The sequence below is a fragment of the Acidimicrobiia bacterium genome (assembly GCA_012959995.1).
Lineage (GTDB): Bacteria > Actinomycetota > Acidimicrobiia > Acidimicrobiales > MedAcidi-G1 > MedAcidi-G2B.
In genome coordinates this window covers 1-15,607 of record DUCC01000011.1, presented here as the reverse complement: position 1 = coordinate 15,607, position 15,607 = coordinate 1, and the positions used below count along the sequence as shown (strand labels likewise).

Here is a 15,607-nt window from a genome sequence, read left to right as displayed (position 1 = left end):
AAACAGGTTAGGAAGCGGCGCGTTTGGGCGAAGACCCACGGCTAATCAACGTAGGGGCGGTGCGTTCGGCCACACAATCTGCATCGACCACTACTTCTTCAATGTCGCTACCGCCGGGTAATTCGTACATGGTGCCCAGCAGAACTTCTTCCAAGATGGACCGCAATCCGCGGGCACCGGTGCCTCGTTCTAGTGCTTGTTCGGCAATGGCCGTTAGGGCTTCCTCGGTGAAGGTCAGTGTCACGTCTTCAAAGGCGAAGATGCGCTGGTATTGCTTAACCAAAGCGTTACGTGGCTCAGTCAATATTTTTATCAAGGCATCGGTTTCGAGTTGGTTGACCGTGCCTACCACCGGGAGGCGGCCGATGAACTCGGGAATCAACCCAAACTTGGTGAGGTCTTCGGGGCGCACTGAAGCGAATAATCCTCCAAGGTCTTTTTCGCCAGGTGACCGCACATCGGCGCCGAAACCCACACCGCTGCCCCCTAACCGTGCTTCCACCACATCCTCTAACCCGGAAAAAGCACCACCGCAGATAAACAAGATGTTGGTGGTGTCAATTTGCATGAACTCTTGGTGGGGGTGTTTGCGCCCACCCTGGGGAGGCACCGAGGCCACGGCACCTTCAAGAATTTTGAGCAACGCTTGTTGCACGCCTTCGCCGGAGACGTCTCGGGTGATTGACGGGTTTTCGCTTTTGCGAGCGATTTTGTCTATCTCGTCTATATAGATAATGCCGGTTTCGGCTCGCTTAATGTCTTGGTCGGCTGATTGAATGAGCTTAAGCAAAATGTTTTCAACGTCTTCGCCCACATAGCCTGCTTCGGTTAATGCGGTGGCGTCGGCAATAGCGAAGGGCACGTCAAGCATGCGGGCCAGCGTTTGGGCCATGAGGGTTTTCCCGCAGCCGGTGGGGCCGATAAGCAAAATGTTTGATTTGGCCAGTTCTACGTCTTCGCCGTTTTTGTCCCCTACTTGGATTCGTTTGTAGTGGTTGTACACAGCGACCGAGAGTATCTTTTTGGCTTGTTCTTGGCCCACAATGTAGTCGTCTAAAAAGGCGTTGATTTCTCGGGGGCGAGGCAGTTTGTCCAGCGTTACTTCGCTGGGTTCAGAGAGTTCTTCTTCGATGATCTCGTTGCAGAGGTCAATGCATTCATCGCAAATATAAACGCCGGGTCCGGCAATCAGTTTTTTCACCAACTTTTGCGTTTTGCCGCAAAAAGAGCATTTGAGGAGTTCTCCTCCTTCACCAAATTTGGCCACCGGTCCCCCTTTCGCTTACTTGTTGATTTTCGCTTGCTGTTTCGGTTGATTAGTCAACCGCTGAGATGGCCCCCGTGTTGTCCACGATGGACCGCTCGTTGATCACCTCATCAATGATGCCATACTCTTTGGCTTCAGCAGCGGTCAATACAAAATCACGGTCGGTGTCTTGGTGGATGCGGGCAATATCTTGACCGGTGTGGCGAGCTAAAATTTCTTCAAGTTGTTCTTTTAAACGTTGGATTTCTTTTGCGGCCAATTCGATATCGGTCGCTTGTCCTTGTGCCCCGGCGTAAGGCTGGTGAATGAGCACCCGGGCGTGAGGCAAAGCAAGCCGTTTGCCGGGCGTTCCGGCAGCCAGCAACACCGCTGCTGCGGAGGCTGCTTGGCCAAAGCAAATGGTGGTGATGTCGGGGCGGATGTATTGCATGGTGTCGTAGATGGCGAACAAGCCGTTGATGTCGCCTCCCGGTGAGTTGATGTACAGGCTGATGTCTCGGTCAGGGTTTTCTGATTCCAAGTGCAGCAACTGTGCGCACACCAAGTTGGCGATGGTGTCATCTATGGGCGTACCAATGAAAATGATGTTTTCTTTCAGCAGACGCGAATACAGGTCATAGGCCCGTTCACCACGATTGGTTTGTTCCACCACGGTGGGCACCAAATAGTTTTGGATCTTCAGGTCGGCCAAGCTCATTGGTTATCTTCTTCCTGTGGTTCGTCGCTGTCCGACGTTTCTTCGTCGGTAGCGGTGCTACTTTCGGCGGGTTCTTCAGTATCTGACACTTCGCTAGCTGATTCTTCAACTTCGGGCGGCTCAAGGTCGGCTCGGTCTATGACTGTTCCGTCTTCGTCGACTATTTCTGCTCGTTCGTAGAGCCATTCAATGGCTGCTTGTTTGCCCAGATCGGCTTCCAAGTCGATCATGCGACCCGAAGAAGTCAAGATCTCTCGAGCGTCTTCGGCGTCGCTACCCATTTGGGTGGCCAGCAGGGCAAAGTATTCGTCAAATTTTTCTTCGTCGGGTTCGAGCCCTTCGGCGGCCACCACACAACGCAAGGCAAGGTCTACTTTTACGGAAAGGTCGGCCCCTTCAGAAAAGCTTTCACGCAGGGTGGCTACGTCTTGCCCGATGGCTTCGAGGTAGCGCTCCATATCCATGCCTTGGGATTGCAAACGCATGGCCATGTCTTGCAAACGATTAGTTACTTCGGTTTCGATTAAAGAGGCGGGCGGGTCAAGGGTGACCAATTCTCCCAAAGCTTGCGCCATGAGGTCCCGAGCTTGCGAAGCAGCTTGTGAGCGTTTCATGTCGGTGATGCGTTTTTTGGTGTCTTCTCGGAGTTCATCGGCCGTAGCAAACTCCGAAGCCTGGGCGGCAAACTCGTCGTCTACCTCTGGCAGCACTCGTTCTTGTACCTTTTTTATTTCGATGCTGAAGTTCAACTTGCCGTCTTCGTCAGCATCGGGGTGGTCGGCATCAAAATCTACGGTGTCGCCGCTAGAGGCGCCCTGCAAGTTTTCGTCAATTTCTGGCACTACTGCTCCGGCCCCTACTTCGTAGAGGTAGTCGCTGGTGGTGAGGCCTTCGACTGCTTCGCCGTCGAGCGTGCCGTCAATGTCAATGGTGACTTGGTCGCCGTCTTCGACCGGACGGTCCACGTCTTCAAGGCTGGAAAATTGTTGCCGCAAAGCATCAATCTGTTGGTCAACGTCTTCGTCACTGGCTACCGGGCTGGGGATTTCTACCCGCAGGCTTTGATAATCAGTGACCGTCACTTTGGGACGTACCGGCACAATGGCGGTAAAGGTCAGAGCGCCGCCGCTTTCACCGCCGGTAACTTCAAACTGAGGCGAGTCAATGGCGTCAATTTGGTGTTCGATAAGCGCTTTTACATAATGCTCGGGTACCGCATCTTGGATAGCTTCCTGGCGGCCGGCGTCGGCCCCTAAGCGTGCTTCCAAGATTTTGCGGGGCGCTTTGCCGGGGCGAAAGCCGGGAAGCCTCACCTCTTTGGCGATGCGCCGAAAGGCCACGTCTACCGCTTGGTCGAATTCTTTTTCGTCGACGGCCACGCTGAGCTTTACTCGGTCGCCATCCAATATTTCACGGGTGCTGTTCACAATGAACGGAGCCTACCGGGGCCTTCGGCCGGTAACCGCATGGTTTTGGCGAGGATTTCTCTTTTTTGGCGCAGCCTTGTGGATCTTTAGGCCAGAGCGTCCACTACCACGGCGATGTCGTCTTTGGTGGTTAGCGGGTTGATGATGCATAACCGCAAAACGGTTTCCTCATCCACCTTGGTGGGTACCACCAAAGCGATCTCTCGGGCCAGCAGGTCGTCGGACCATTCCTGGTATTGCTTGGCGTTCCAACCGGTTCGGCGAAAGACCAGCACCGATAGTGAGGGTGGGTAGACCATCTCTAGATACGGGGCCGCTTGGATCAACTGGTGGGCTTGTTGGCTTACCGTCAAAGTAGTTTCGATGGCTTGTTGGTAGGCGTCGGTACCGTGGACGGCCAACGAAAACCAGAAGGGCAGGCCGCGGGGACGGCGGGTCAGGTGAATAGCTAGGTCGCTGGGGTTCCATTCGTCCCGGAGGGCAATGCCATCGAGGTAGTTGGCTTTTTGTGTGTGGGCTCGGCGCGCCAACTCGGGGTTGCGATAAAGCAGGGCGGCGCAGTCAAAGGGGGCATAGAGCCATTTGTGGGGGTCGATGGTCAACGAGTCGCAAAGTTCTATTCCTGCAAATTGGGGCCGTACCGATGGCGCTGCGAGGGCTCCCCCGCCGTAAGCGGCGTCAATGTGAAACCACAGGTCAAGGTCTTGGGCGGCGGCGCCTATTTCTTCTAGGGCATCGATGATCCCCATGTTGGTGGTTCCAGCGGTAGCCACCACGGCAAAAATTTCAGTGCCGTCAGGGCGGTTTTGGCAAGCCTTCCGCACGGCGTCGCCACGCAAGCGTTGTTGTTCGTCTACTGGTACGAGGATGATTTCTACGTCCATAGCCATGGCTGCTGAAGCCACCGATGAGTGGGCGCTGTCGGCCACCAGCATGGCCCAACGGTCGGGGCGTCCTTGGCCGGCGTCTTGGCGTTTTTGGTTGGCGGTGTAGCGGGCTGCTACTAAGGCCGAAAGGTTGGCCGTGGTGCCGCCCGAAACAAAACAGCCGCCTGCTTCGTCGGGCAGGTCGGCCAGGTCGGCCAGCCAACGCAGGGCTTGGTTTTCTGCGTAAATCAAACCGGCACCGTCTAACCACGATGACCCGCACGTTGATGATGAGCCCACCACGAGGTCGAACACGGCGGCGGTTTTGCTGGGCGCACCGGGCACGTAAGACAGGTAACGGGGGTGGTCGGCCGACAGGCTGGCTGGGGCGAGGTGTTCGGCGTAGGCCGCTAAGGCGGCGTTGCCTCCCATACCTTGCGGGGAGATGGTTTGGCCCACTCGGTCAAAAAGTTCGTCGGCGGTCATCGGGCCGTCCAACGGGGGCTGGTTCTTAATGCGGTCTAAGGAGTAGCGAAAAACCGACCAAATCAACTCATCGGTTTCATCGTCAAATTCGTGCAAGCTCATAGTGCAGAACTGTAGTGGGCAAAGCAATGCCTCAAGCAGCGTTTTCTTGCGCTAGCATCAGCGCCGTCGTGGGTGTAGTTCAACGGCTAGAACCTCAGCCTTCCAAGCTGATGATGCGAGTTCGATTCTCGTCACCCGCTCAAGTGTTTATTTTAGCTCTGCACTGATGGCATCAACCAATGGCCACATGATGGAGTCGGCCAAGTACGACGGTGCATCGGGTGCCGATCCAAACCGAACAATGATTAAATCTTGTGCCGGGTCGAGATAAAGCATTTGCCCGTGGGCCCCTCGAGCAGTCGGACAAATCCGACCTTGATGGTGGCGCATCCACCATTGCGAACGGTATGACCACCCCGGCAACTCGGGGTAGTCCCCTTGGGCAAAAGCTTCTTGGTCGCCGCCACACAAGATGTTTTTTACCGCAGCAGTCGGCACTACTTGTTGGCCCGCTACTTGCCCGCCGTTGAGCATCAACGCACCAAAACGCACAAAGTCTCGCAGGGTGGCGGCAGCGGTGGTTTCGGCTCCGCTGTCGTCGACCATATACACCCAGTCGTGTTCGGCCCCAAGGTGTTGCCAGACGAGAACAGAAGCCAAGGTGGCGAGGTCTCGGCCGGCCGCTCGCCTCACTACCCAGCCCAAAACAAAAATGTTGGGCTCTCGGTAAGCAAAAGCTTCTCCATGGTTGCCTTCTTTTTTAACCGTAGGCAAATAGTCGGCAATGATTGCCGGGTCGCCGGGTTGACGGGGGGCCATACCGGTAGAGCGCATAAACCGCCACACGTCAGAATCTGGGTCGAGGTAGTCCTCGTGAAAATGCATGCCGATGGTCATATCCATAATTTGCCGGATGCTGGCATCCCCCCAAGCAGAATCGGCCAATTCGGGAACCAAAGTAGGCACAAGGTCTTGGTCGTTGAGGGTGCCGTCAGCGATCAAGCATTCGGCTACCAAGCCCACCATAGACTTGTTGCAGGACATCAAAAGGTGGCGTTGGTGGGGGCCACTTTCGTTGAAATATTGTTCGAAAACTAAGTTTCCTCGGTGATAGATGGCCAAAGCGTCGGTGTGGATAGCGGCCAGCGCTTCAGACCATGAGTGCTCTTGTCCTGCCCCATCAATAATGCGTAGGTGCGAAAAATCATGGAGATGAGCCCCCAACGGGCGACAGGCTCCACTGCCCCGCCATACCTCTTTGGTGGGCACCAACTGCTCCATGTGGTTAAAACTCCACTGGGTGCGCGGCCAAGCGTAATAACTGCCGTCAGCGAAGCGCACGGTTTTTTCCGGTGGCGGCGGAAAGCCCTGCATCCAGCCACCAGCCTGCTGGGGCGACTCCGGGTTCTGGTTCTGCATGGCTCGACCGTAGTCTAGGCACACGTGACCTTCTTACTCACCCATTAGGAGCCCCCCATGTCTCAAGAAATTTCCCAACGGTTGCCTGAACTTTTTGCGCTCTGCGGCCAAGAGCTTGGGGTCAGCGACTGGAAATTTATTGACCAAGCAGCCATTGACCAGTTTTCTGCCTTAACGGGGGATGCCGGGCCTATTCATAACGACCCAGAGTTGGCCAAAGAGGTTGCCCCTTTTGGCGGAACCATTGTCCAGGGCTTCATGATGTTGTCGTGCCTCACCGGTTTTGCAAAAAATCTGCGCCTTCCCCAAGACGAGGTGGCATTTCGTTTGAACTACGGCTTTGACCGGGTACGCATTATTGCTCCAGTGCCGGTAGATAGCCGGATAAGGGGCCGTTTTTTCTTGGCCGACATCAAACCCCGGGGCGACCAAGCGGCCTTGATGACCATGAAAGCCACGGTGGAAGTTGAAGGCTCGGATGCTCCGGCTTTGGTCGCCGACTGGTTGGGTTATTTACAACTCGCCCCGGAGGATCCGTAAATGTCGGACACCCTGTTGCCGATCCTGGATTTGATTACCGATCATTTAGACCGTCAGGCGAAGCTTCTTCCCGACCAAGATTTCATGGTTTTTGAAGATAGCGCTTTGTCTTTTGCCCAAACCAAAGAGTTGGTCGACCAGGCCGCTCGAGCCTTGTTGGCGACCGGCGTGCAGAAACAAGACCGGGTGGCCATGATGAGCAATCCGCGGCCTGAGTTTTTTATTCACTTTTTAGCGGTGACCAGTATTGGCGCCATTTGGGTGGGCCTCAACCCCAAGTACACCGCCGACGAGTTGGACCATGTGGTCAACGATGCCGGCCCCTGTTTGCTTTTTGGGTTTAATGATGTTGAGGGCGACAACAACCAAGAGAAACTCCTTGCTTTGGCTCAAGAACACCAAAGCATCCAAAAACTTATCCTTTTTGACCAACCCACGGACCGCCAGGGAACATCTTGGGAAGATTTTTTACTTCAAGCTCAAAATATTTCTGGCCGCCAGTTGCTGGCCCGTCGCCAAGAGACCAACCCACTGGACCCGGCTTACCTTGTCTACACCTCGGGCAGTACCGGCCGACCTAAGGGGGCGTTGCTTACCCACCGGGGTACCAACTTTTGTCATGTCATCGCTATTGAGCGCAAGGGCCTCGCTAAGCGTCGCCTTATCTGCAACTTTCCCATCAACCATGTAGCAGCCATTGGCGATATCTGCGGCCGCACTTTGGTGGGCGGCGGCACAATATATTTTCAAGAACGTTTTTCGCCCGGCGCGGTGCTTTCACTTATGGCCGCCGAACACCTCAACACCATGGTCGGGGTGCCCACCATGTTGCAAATGTGTGTGAGCCACCCAGACTTTGCCCAAACCGATCTCACGGCGATTGACCTCTTGGCTTGGGGCGGGTCGGCCATGCCCGCCGAGTTGTTGCAGGCTTTGATGGACAAAACCAATTGCACTCGATGCACTATGGGTTATGGCATGACCGAAACCACCGGCGGGGTGACCTACAGCGGATTGCATGATTCTGTTGAGGTGCTGGCCACCACCATCGGCACCCCCGATGCACGACAACCGCTACGTATCTGGCACCCCGATGGGCGGTTGGCTCAGCTGGGTGAAGCGGGGGAAATCCAAGTCAAGGGCGATTTTACTTTGGCTGGGTATTGGCAACTGCCCGACGCCACTACAGCGGCTTTTACCGAGGACGGCTGGTTTCATACCGGCGATCTGGCGATGGAGCGCCCGGATGGAAATTTACAAATCGTGGGTCGCATGAGCGAAATGTTTAAAAGCGGCGGGTACAACGTGTACCCCCGTGAGGTTGAGTTGGCTCTAGAGGAGCACCCAGGGGTGGCCATAGTTGCGGTGATTAGCGTGCCCGACCCAAGATTCCAAGAGGTGGGGGTGGCTTACGTGGTGGGCGCAGAAACCGATGCACCGTCTGCTGAAGAACTCCGGGCTTTTGCCGCCCAGCATTTAGCCAACTACAAGGTTCCTAAACAAATCTTGTTTCTCGACGAGTTGCCTTTACTGGCCGTAGGCAAGGTCGACAAAAAAGCCCTCCGCTCCAACCACTAACCCTCACTTCACTTCTCCTCCTCAAAAGTCCGTTACATGGGGGCAGTCCCCATGTAACGGACTTTTGGGTGGGTTGGCGGGGTGTTGGTAGTGGGTTGGTAGGGTTTCTTGGTGCTTATTGCTCAAATTTCTGACTGCCATATTCAGGCAGACGCCAGCCCGTTAGATGCGTTGGCTAACCCTTCTGACACCTTGGCTGCGGTGGTTGCTGAACTCAACGCTTTGCCGGTAGCCCCCGATGTGGTCTTGGCTACCGGTGACCTCACCAACGATGGCACTGCTGCTCAATACGCCGAACTCAGCCGAGTGTTGGCGCCGTTGAACATTCCTTTGCTGCCTTTGCCGGGCAATCACGACGCCAATGATATTTTCTGCCAAATTTTCTCTGCGCAGTTGCCGGCCAGTCTGGCCAACGGGCATTGCAGTTACGTGGTAGAGGATTATCCGGTGCGCTTGGTGGGTTTAGATGCTTCGGTCGAGGGCCTCCATCACGGGGATTTTGATGATGAACGAGCCGCTTGGCTTGAAGACACCTTGGCGGCACAGTCCGACCGGCCCACTTTAGTTTTCACGCATTTTCCGCCTTTTGCTTCGGGCTTGGTGTTCATGGATATTTCTGGTTTGCGTCAGATCGAACGCTTTCGGGCCGTCATCGCTGCGCATCCCCAGGTTCGTTTGGTGGCCACTGGGCACTTGCATCGCACCATATGCACCACCATCGGTACGGCGGCGGTCACCGGGTGTCCGTCTACTTTTTTACAATTGGGTTTAGATCTACGCCCCGGGCGTGGCAGTTTTACTAATGAGCCACCGGGCTACCTGTTGCATCGTTGGGCCAGCAATTGTTTTGTGACCCACACGGCCACGGTTTGCGCTTCGGACTCTTTTGACCTTTCCGATTTTGCCACCCAAGTTATTGAGGGTGCCACGGAAAGCAACGATTACCTGCCGGGTCGTTGACGGTCCAAGAACCGATAAATATCTATGACGTCCACCCCGGGGAAGGGCGTAAAGTCTCGACTAGCGGGCGGCAAGGCGGTTAACACGAAACTTCGTTCGGCGGCCGAGGGCCAGGCTACGCCTTCCCAGCGTTTGATCATTTCGGGGTTGGCGGCTACGTCTTCGCTACGTGCGCTTAACCGGCGTACGGTTTCGCTGCCGCGAAACCAGTGGGCGTGGTCGGACCGACAACCCAAGGTGACGGCATACGGGGTGCGCTCGGTAGCGTTTTCTACATAGGTCACGCACCAAAACTCGCCGGCATCGGTGGTGGTGTACTGGTAATGCAGCACGTCCGATGAGGCCCACACTTGGCGTGCCCCCCAGTGGCGGCCCACCCGTTCGCCTTCCAGCGCCCCGTCGGCGTCGGAGGGAAACTCCATGCCGTCGTTTTCGTAGGCTTTGGTAATGGTGCCTTCGGGGTCGGTGCGCAAAAAATGTACGGGTACATCAAGTTGCGAGGTGGCCAAGTTGGTAAAGCGGTGGGCGGCCATTTCGTACGAAACGTAGTAACGCTCTTTGAGATCTTCGATAGACAGGTCGCCGTTTTCTTTGGACACATTAAGAAACGCCAAGGCGGTATCTTGGGGCACCAGCACTGCGGCGGCAAAGTAGTTTGATTCGATGCGTTGGCGAAGGTAGTCCTCGAAGTCGGTGGTGTCGGCGTGTTCGAGGGCAAAGTGGCCCAGGGTTTGCAGCACTACCGAGCGGGCCGACCGTACGCTGAGGTCGTCGCGTTGGGGAATGTAAATCACCCGTCGCCGGGTGTCGCTTACTGAGCGGGCGGTTACGGGCATTCCCTTTACTCGTTCGATGGTGAAGCCGTAGTGGGCGGCGAGGTCGGTGACGTTTTTTTCTGATGGGGGCCCTTGCCCGTTGTAGCCCACGGCTTCTAGGCAGGCGGCGGCTTCGGTTTCTATGTGCGGGTAATAGTTGTTAGTACTGCGCATTTCGGTGCGCAAAGACAAGTTGGCGCTTCGGGCTCGGTCCCCTGCTTCTTGGCGAGCTAGCCCGGTGCGACTTATGGGTTGGCTGGGGAGAGCGCGGTACAAACCGACCAATGTTTGGAGCACATCGGTGGTCATGGTGGCTCCGGGGCGGACTTCCGGTATGCCCAGTTCGGTGCGCCATACACTGTTTTGATAGTGGTGCAACTCGACTTCTAGCGCTGCTCGAGGGTTGGGTGGGGCGGTGCTAAGCAGGTCGGTGGTGCTGCAATTTAGTGCGGTAGCCAGGTTGGCCAGCACCCCCAGTTTGGGCTCAAGATGCCCGTTTTCGAGTTGACTAAGGTAAGAGGCTGGGCGATTAATGATCTCTCCCAAGGCGATTAGCGTGAGGCCTTGGGCTTTTCGGTGGTGACGTATTTGGTGGCCCATCATTTTCAAATCAAATTTTTCGTTACTCATGGCGTTCCTCTTCCGAATTTTCACGTTTTTTCTGGTTTTCAACAGGGTAGGCCAAGTTTTTGCTCGCCCCACTACCACAAAATCTTTAAAACATTAGATAATTGAGATCATCACGAAGAAGTAACCCAAAAGCAGGAAAACCAGACGTGCACAATCAACCCGGTGTCCAAATAGATGATCATCCTCTTGGTGAAGAAGTCTTTACCCCGGAGGCCACTGCTTTTGTTGCCGATTTAGTTCGCACCTTCCGGGGCCGCCGCGATGACCTTTTATCGGCTCGTGTAGAGCGCCAAGAACGCATTAACCTAGGTGAGTTTCCTGACTTCTTGCCGGAAACCGCTGCGGTGCGCTCTGGCGATTGGAAAGCCTCTCCCGAGCCAGAGCCTTTGATGGATCGCCGGGTCGAAATCACCGGGCCCACCGACCGCAAAATGATGATCAACGCTTTGAACTCTGGGGCGCGAGTTTTTATGGCCGATTGCGAAGACGCCACGAGCCCCACTTGGGACAATGTGGTGTCTGGCCAAATAAACATCCGTGACGCCTACCGCCGCAACATCACCTTGGATCAAGGCGAAAAGCATTACCAGTTGAACGATGAAATCGCCACCTTGTTTGTGCGTTTCCGCGGTTGGCACCTCGACGAACGCCACGTGATGGTTGATGGGCAAGCCGCTCCGGCCAGCCTGGTGGACTTCGCCTTAACTTTTTTTCACGGGGCACAAAAATCTCTTGATCAGGGTGCGGGGCCTTTTTACTACCTGCCCAAGTTAGAGAGTCACCTTGAGGCTCGCTTATGGAACGACGTGTTTAACCATGCGCAGGATGCACTGAACATTCCTCGAGGGTCCATTCGAGCCACCGTGTTGATTGAAACCATTTTGGCCGCTTTCGAAATGGACGAAATCATTTACGAACTGCGGGAACATTCGGCGGGGTTGAACGCCGGGCGATGGGACTACATTTTTTCGGTGGCCAAAAAGTTTGCTGCCCATAAGTCTTTTGTGTTGCCCGACCGCAACGATGTTTCGATGACTGCACCTTTTATGCGGGCCTACACCGAGTTACTCATTGCGACCTGCCACAAACGTGGGGTTCACGCCATGGGCGGGATGGCGGCCTTTATACCTAACCGCCACGACCCAGAAGTAACCGAACACGCCATTGCCAAAGTAACGCAGGGCAAAGCGCTTGAAGCGGCCGATGGTTGCGATGGCACTTGGGTGGCGCACCCTGATTTGGTGCCGGTTGCTCAGGCCGAGTTTGATGCGGTGCTTCAAGGAGCGGTTCATCAACTGGACCGCCAACGCCCGGAGGTTTCGATTACCGCCGCCGCTTTGCTTTCCGTTGATCAAACCGTGGGGTCCATTACCGAAGAGGGCCTGCGCATCAACATTTATGTTGGCTTGCGTTACCTCGCCGGTTGGCTTAATGGTCTTGGGGCGGCGGCCATCCACAACATGATGGAAGACGCCGCTACGGCCGAGATTTGCCGATCACAAATTTGGCAATGGATTCAACACGGATGCTCGCTTGATGACGGCCGTTTGGTTACCCCGGCGCTGGTCAGGGAATTCGCCGAACAAGAGATGGCCAGCATTGAAGAAACGTTGGGTGCGGAGATGTTTGCCCAATGGCCCTTTGGCCAGGCCAAGCAAGTCTTTGAAGACTTGGCTTTGACCGACGAATTTATTGAGTTTTTAACCCTGCCCCTTTACGAACTTCTTGACTGAATTACTTAAATAACTAATAACCAATCCAACCAAGGCTTCTGCCTTTACGAAAGAGAGCAACGTGAAAAAGAGTTTTAACCAACAGGTCGAAGAACTAGAAAAAGATTGGGCCGAAAACCCTCGTTGGGCTGGCGTCCAACGTGACTATTCAGCCGCCGACGTCGTGCGTTTGCGTGGGTCGTTTACTCCAGAGTGTTCTTTGGCTCAGCACGGCGCCGACCTGCTGTGGGAACGCATCAACGACATGGATTATGTTCATGCTTTGGGCGCCATGACCGGTGGCCAAGCCATTGAGTACGTCAAGGGCGGGTTGCCAGCGATCTACTTGTCGGGCTGGCAAGTAGCCGGTGACGCCAACTCTTCGGGCGAGGTTTACCCTGATCAAAGCCTGTACCCCGTGAACTCGGTACCTTTGGTGGTGGAACGCATCAACAACGCTTTGCGTCGAGCCGACCAAATTGAGTGGGCAGAAAACGGTGGCCGGGCTGACCGTGAGTGGTTGGCTCCTATCGTGGCCGATGCCGAAGCGGGCTTCGGTGGTGCTTTGAACGTTTACGAACTGATGAAAAACATGATTAAAGCTGGCGCCGCCGGCGTTCACTTCGAGGACCAATTGGCTTCCGAGAAAAAGTGTGGCCACATGGGGGGCAAAGTTTTGGTCCCTACTCAACAGCACGTACGCACTTTGACGGCTGCTCGTTTGGCTGCCGATGTGATGGGTGTGCCAACCCTTGTTTTGGCTCGCACCGATGCTTTGGCCGCCAACTTGATCACCAGCGATGTTGATGAACGGGATCGCCCCTTCTTGACCGGTGGTCGCACGGCGGAAGGTTTCTTTGAAACCGAACCAGGTATGGCAACCCCTATTTCTCGGGCCTTGGCTTACGCCCCCTATAGCGATTTGATTTGGTGCGAGACCGGTACTCCGGACCTTGACCAGGCCAAAGAGTTCGCCGACGCTGTTCATGCCGAATACCCAGATCAAATGCTGGCTTACAACTGTTCGCCTTCGTTTAACTGGAAGGCCGCTTTGGACGACGACACCATTGCCAAGTTCCAGAGGGAACTCGGCGCCATGGGTTACAAGTTCCAGTTCATTACTTTGGCCGGTTGGCACGCTCTGAACGCTTCGGCTTTCGAGTTAGCCCAGGGCTACACCGAGCGCGACATGACTGCTTATGTTGAGTTGCAGCAGCGTGAGTTTGGCCTCGAAAGCGGCGGCTACACCGCTACCCGTCACCAACGTGAAGTGGGTGCTGGTTACTTCGACGACGTGGCCACCGTTATTTCTGGTGGCAGCGCTTCTACCTTGGCTTTGGCCGGCTCTACCGAAGAAGAACAGTTTTAGCTAATGCTCGTTTTTTAGACTTGATTAGTTAACCAAGAACCCCCGGCTCCTCGCCGGGGGTTCTTTCTTTTTTTAACCTGTACACCTCAAATCATCAATTTGACGGCTCAAGTTTTGACTGGTTTACTCAGTAAATGAACACAGCCTCCACAGACTTTCGTGTGGTCATCATTGGTGCCGGCATGTCGGGCATTTTGTCAGTCATCAAACTGCGAGAAATGGGCATCACCAATCTGACGGTTTACGAAAAAGCCGAAAAACTTGGTGGCACTTGGCGAGACAACAATTACCCCGGGGTGGCTTGTGACGTGCCCTCGCACCTGTACTCCTATTCGTTTGCCCCCAACCCCGACTGGAGCCACCGCTTCTCTCCCGGGGCGGAGATTCAGGCTTACCTTGAGTCTGTAGCCGCCGACCATGAGGTAGAAAGTTCTGTTATCTACGGCGTTGAAGTTACTGAGCTAAAGCATCAAGATGGGCGTTGGCACATCACCACCGATGACGGGCGCCATGACCAAGCCGATGTAGTTATTGCCGCCACCGGGGTACTTCACCACCCGGCCTGGCCCGACATTGAGGGGCTCCAGAGTTTCGCCGGCCAACTCATGCACACCGCCCGTTGGGATTCCTCGGTGACTCTTGACGGCCTCCGGGTGGGCATTATCGGTACCGGCTCGTCGGCTATCCAAACCGTGCCCACCATTGTCGACCAGGTAGCGCACCTCACTTTGTTTCAACGCACCGCTCAATGGGTGATGCCCCAAGAGAACCCCGCCTACACCGAAGAAGAACGAGCGGGTTTTCGCAGCGACCCGTCAACAGCCGTAGCGCTGCACGATGAAATCTCTGAACTGTTCGCCAACGGGTTTTCTAACGCCGTGGTAGATGCCGACTCTGAGTTGCTGCACATGATTGAAGAAACCTGTCGACTCAACCTTGAAGAAAGCGTCACCGACCCGGTATTGCGTGAACAGTTGCGCCCCGATTACCGAGCGGCTTGCAAACGGTTAGTTATTTCTCCAAATTTTTATGAGGGAATCCAAAAACCAAATGCATCGCTGGTCACTGACAACATCGCCAAAGTGGAAGCAACCGGGGTGCGCACCGCCGATGGGCAACTTCATGAACTTGATGTATTGATTGTGGCTACTGGTTTTCAAGTAGATCGCTTTTTACGCCCCATTGACGTCATAAACCCCGAGGGGTTGCATCTTTCAGAAGCCTGGGCGAAACGGCCCAATGCGTACCTTTCGGTGGCTGTGCCGGGTTTTCCGAACCTGTTTATGCTCAATGGCCCCAACGGGCCGGTGGGTAACTTTTCGCTCATCGAGGTCGCCGAATTGCAGTTTGCTTATTTTGCCCAACTCATTGACCTGCTGCGCTCTGGTCAAGCCGAGGCACTTTCTCCTACTGTTGAGTCCACTAATGCTTTCGAAGATCGCCGGGTTGAGCAAGCTAAAAAAACCGTGTGGGCCACCGGGTGCCGCAGTTGGTACCTCGATGATCGCGGCGTACCAGCCGCTTGGCCGTGGACCTTTCAAGAGTTTCGTGAAGTCATGGCGCAACCCGACCTCACGCATTACCGCATCAACTGATTGAACTTAAAGCCTTGACCAGCGAGCGACAGAGGCCACTGTCTTGTGTCACCTTCCATTGGTGCTAAATTCTTCAGCGTTGCTCAATTTTTCAAACAACCAGACCGAGGCCTCTTTTGGCGAACAAGTACTCCTTGCCTAAATCTTTACGTTTCTTCCCGCATGGCGTGGTTTTGGCGGTTATGGCGCTTACTTCCCTGCCCC

General features: G+C 55.1%; 12 protein-coding genes and 1 tRNA gene. 7 read left to right on the top strand and 6 right to left on the bottom strand.

The annotated features are described in order from the left end of the window. Positions 1-7: 7 nt before the first annotated feature. The 4 genes from clpX to EYQ49_02765 all read right to left on the bottom strand — a co-directional run bounded on the left by clpX (position 8) and on the right by EYQ49_02765 (position 4,845). Positions 8-1,267 (bottom strand): ATP-dependent Clp protease ATP-binding subunit ClpX, encoded by a 1,260-nt coding sequence (gene clpX / locus EYQ49_02780; protein ID HIG24805.1) that lies wholly within the window; start codon positions 1,265-1,267, stop codon positions 8-10. Positions 1,268-1,316: 49 nt separating this feature from the next. Further along, a complete protein-coding gene (locus EYQ49_02775) occupies positions 1,317-1,964 on the bottom strand; it encodes an ATP-dependent Clp protease proteolytic subunit (protein ID HIG24804.1) in 648 nt (215 codons plus the stop codon). Further along, a complete protein-coding gene (gene tig, locus EYQ49_02770) occupies positions 1,961-3,394 on the bottom strand; it encodes a trigger factor (protein ID HIG24803.1) in 1,434 nt (477 codons plus the stop codon). Before tig ends, EYQ49_02775 begins: the two co-directional genes overlap by 4 nt. A gap of 83 nt (positions 3,395-3,477) precedes the next feature. Beyond that, positions 3,478-4,845 (bottom strand): aminotransferase class V-fold PLP-dependent enzyme, encoded by a 1,368-nt coding sequence (locus tag EYQ49_02765; GenBank protein ID HIG24802.1) that lies wholly within the window; start codon positions 4,843-4,845, stop codon positions 3,478-3,480. Between the two features lie 68 nt (positions 4,846-4,913). On the opposite strand from EYQ49_02765, the gene EYQ49_02760 reads away from it, so the two are divergent. Continuing rightward, positions 4,914-4,988 (top strand) — tRNA-Gly (locus EYQ49_02760). Between the two features lie 4 nt (positions 4,989-4,992). Here the strand turns inward: EYQ49_02760 and EYQ49_02755 are convergent. Next, on the bottom strand, positions 4,993-6,204 hold the full coding sequence (locus EYQ49_02755; GenBank protein HIG24801.1) for a class C beta-lactamase-related serine hydrolase: 1,212 nt from the start codon (positions 6,202-6,204) through the stop codon (positions 4,993-4,995). 57 nt (positions 6,205-6,261) lie between these two features. Between EYQ49_02755 and EYQ49_02750 the strand changes: the two genes are divergently transcribed. From EYQ49_02750 to EYQ49_02740, 3 genes are all read left to right on the top strand, one after another. Continuing rightward, positions 6,262-6,744, top strand: a complete 483-nt coding sequence (locus tag EYQ49_02750; protein HIG24800.1) for a MaoC family dehydratase — start codon at positions 6,262-6,264, stop codon at positions 6,742-6,744. Next, positions 6,745-8,322, top strand: a complete 1,578-nt coding sequence (locus EYQ49_02745; protein ID HIG24799.1) for a long-chain fatty acid--CoA ligase — start codon at positions 6,745-6,747, stop codon at positions 8,320-8,322. It abuts the gene before it with no gap. A gap of 108 nt (positions 8,323-8,430) precedes the next feature. Continuing rightward, positions 8,431-9,282, top strand: coding sequence for a phosphodiesterase (locus tag EYQ49_02740; GenBank protein HIG24798.1), 852 nt, complete (start codon positions 8,431-8,433; stop codon positions 9,280-9,282). Here the strand turns inward: EYQ49_02740 and EYQ49_02735 are convergent. Continuing rightward, complete coding sequence (locus EYQ49_02735) at positions 9,264-10,727, bottom strand: ImmA/IrrE family metallo-endopeptidase (GenBank protein ID HIG24797.1); 1,464 nt, start codon at positions 10,725-10,727, stop codon at positions 9,264-9,266. The two genes, EYQ49_02740 and EYQ49_02735, sit on opposite strands and share 19 nt — an antisense overlap. A gap of 146 nt (positions 10,728-10,873) precedes the next feature. On the opposite strand from EYQ49_02735, the gene aceB reads away from it, so the two are divergent. The 3 genes from aceB to EYQ49_02720 all read left to right on the top strand — a co-directional run bounded on the left by aceB (position 10,874) and on the right by EYQ49_02720 (position 15,403). Next, the gene (aceB, locus tag EYQ49_02730) at positions 10,874-12,460 is read left to right on the top strand and encodes a malate synthase A (GenBank protein HIG24796.1); all 1,587 of its coding nucleotides are present in this window, start codon (positions 10,874-10,876) and stop codon (positions 12,458-12,460) included. Positions 12,461-12,521: 61 nt separating this feature from the next. Then, positions 12,522-13,808 carry an isocitrate lyase gene (gene aceA / locus EYQ49_02725; GenBank protein HIG24795.1) on the top strand — a complete coding sequence of 429 codons (1,287 nt, stop codon included), beginning with the start codon at positions 12,522-12,524 and terminating at the stop codon, positions 13,806-13,808. Between the two features lie 134 nt (positions 13,809-13,942). After that, positions 13,943-15,403: an NAD(P)/FAD-dependent oxidoreductase gene (locus EYQ49_02720; GenBank protein HIG24794.1), complete on the top strand. Its 1,461-nt coding sequence runs from the start codon at positions 13,943-13,945 to the stop codon at positions 15,401-15,403. Positions 15,404-15,607 lie beyond the last annotated feature (204 nt).

What these genes read in the sequence shown, in the direction of transcription:
- EYQ49_02775 (HIG24804.1), bottom strand. Translation starts at nt 1,964, where the DNA reads ATGAGCTTGGCCGACCTGAAGATCCAAAACTATTTGGTGCCCACCGTG.
- EYQ49_02765 (HIG24802.1), bottom strand. Translation starts at nt 4,845, where the DNA reads ATGAGCTTGCACGAATTTGACGATGAAACCGATGAGTTGATTTGGTCG.
- EYQ49_02755 (HIG24801.1), bottom strand. Translation starts at nt 6,204, where the DNA reads ATGCAGAACCAGAACCCGGAGTCGCCCCAGCAGGCTGGTGGCTGGATG.
- EYQ49_02750 (HIG24800.1), top strand. Translation starts at nt 6,262, where the DNA reads ATGTCTCAAGAAATTTCCCAACGGTTGCCTGAACTTTTTGCGCTCTGC.
- EYQ49_02745 (HIG24799.1), top strand. Translation starts at nt 6,745, where the DNA reads ATGTCGGACACCCTGTTGCCGATCCTGGATTTGATTACCGATCATTTA.
- EYQ49_02735 (HIG24797.1), bottom strand. Translation starts at nt 10,727, where the DNA reads ATGAGTAACGAAAAATTTGATTTGAAAATGATGGGCCACCAAATACGT.
- EYQ49_02720 (HIG24794.1), top strand. Translation starts at nt 13,943, where the DNA reads ATGAACACAGCCTCCACAGACTTTCGTGTGGTCATCATTGGTGCCGGC.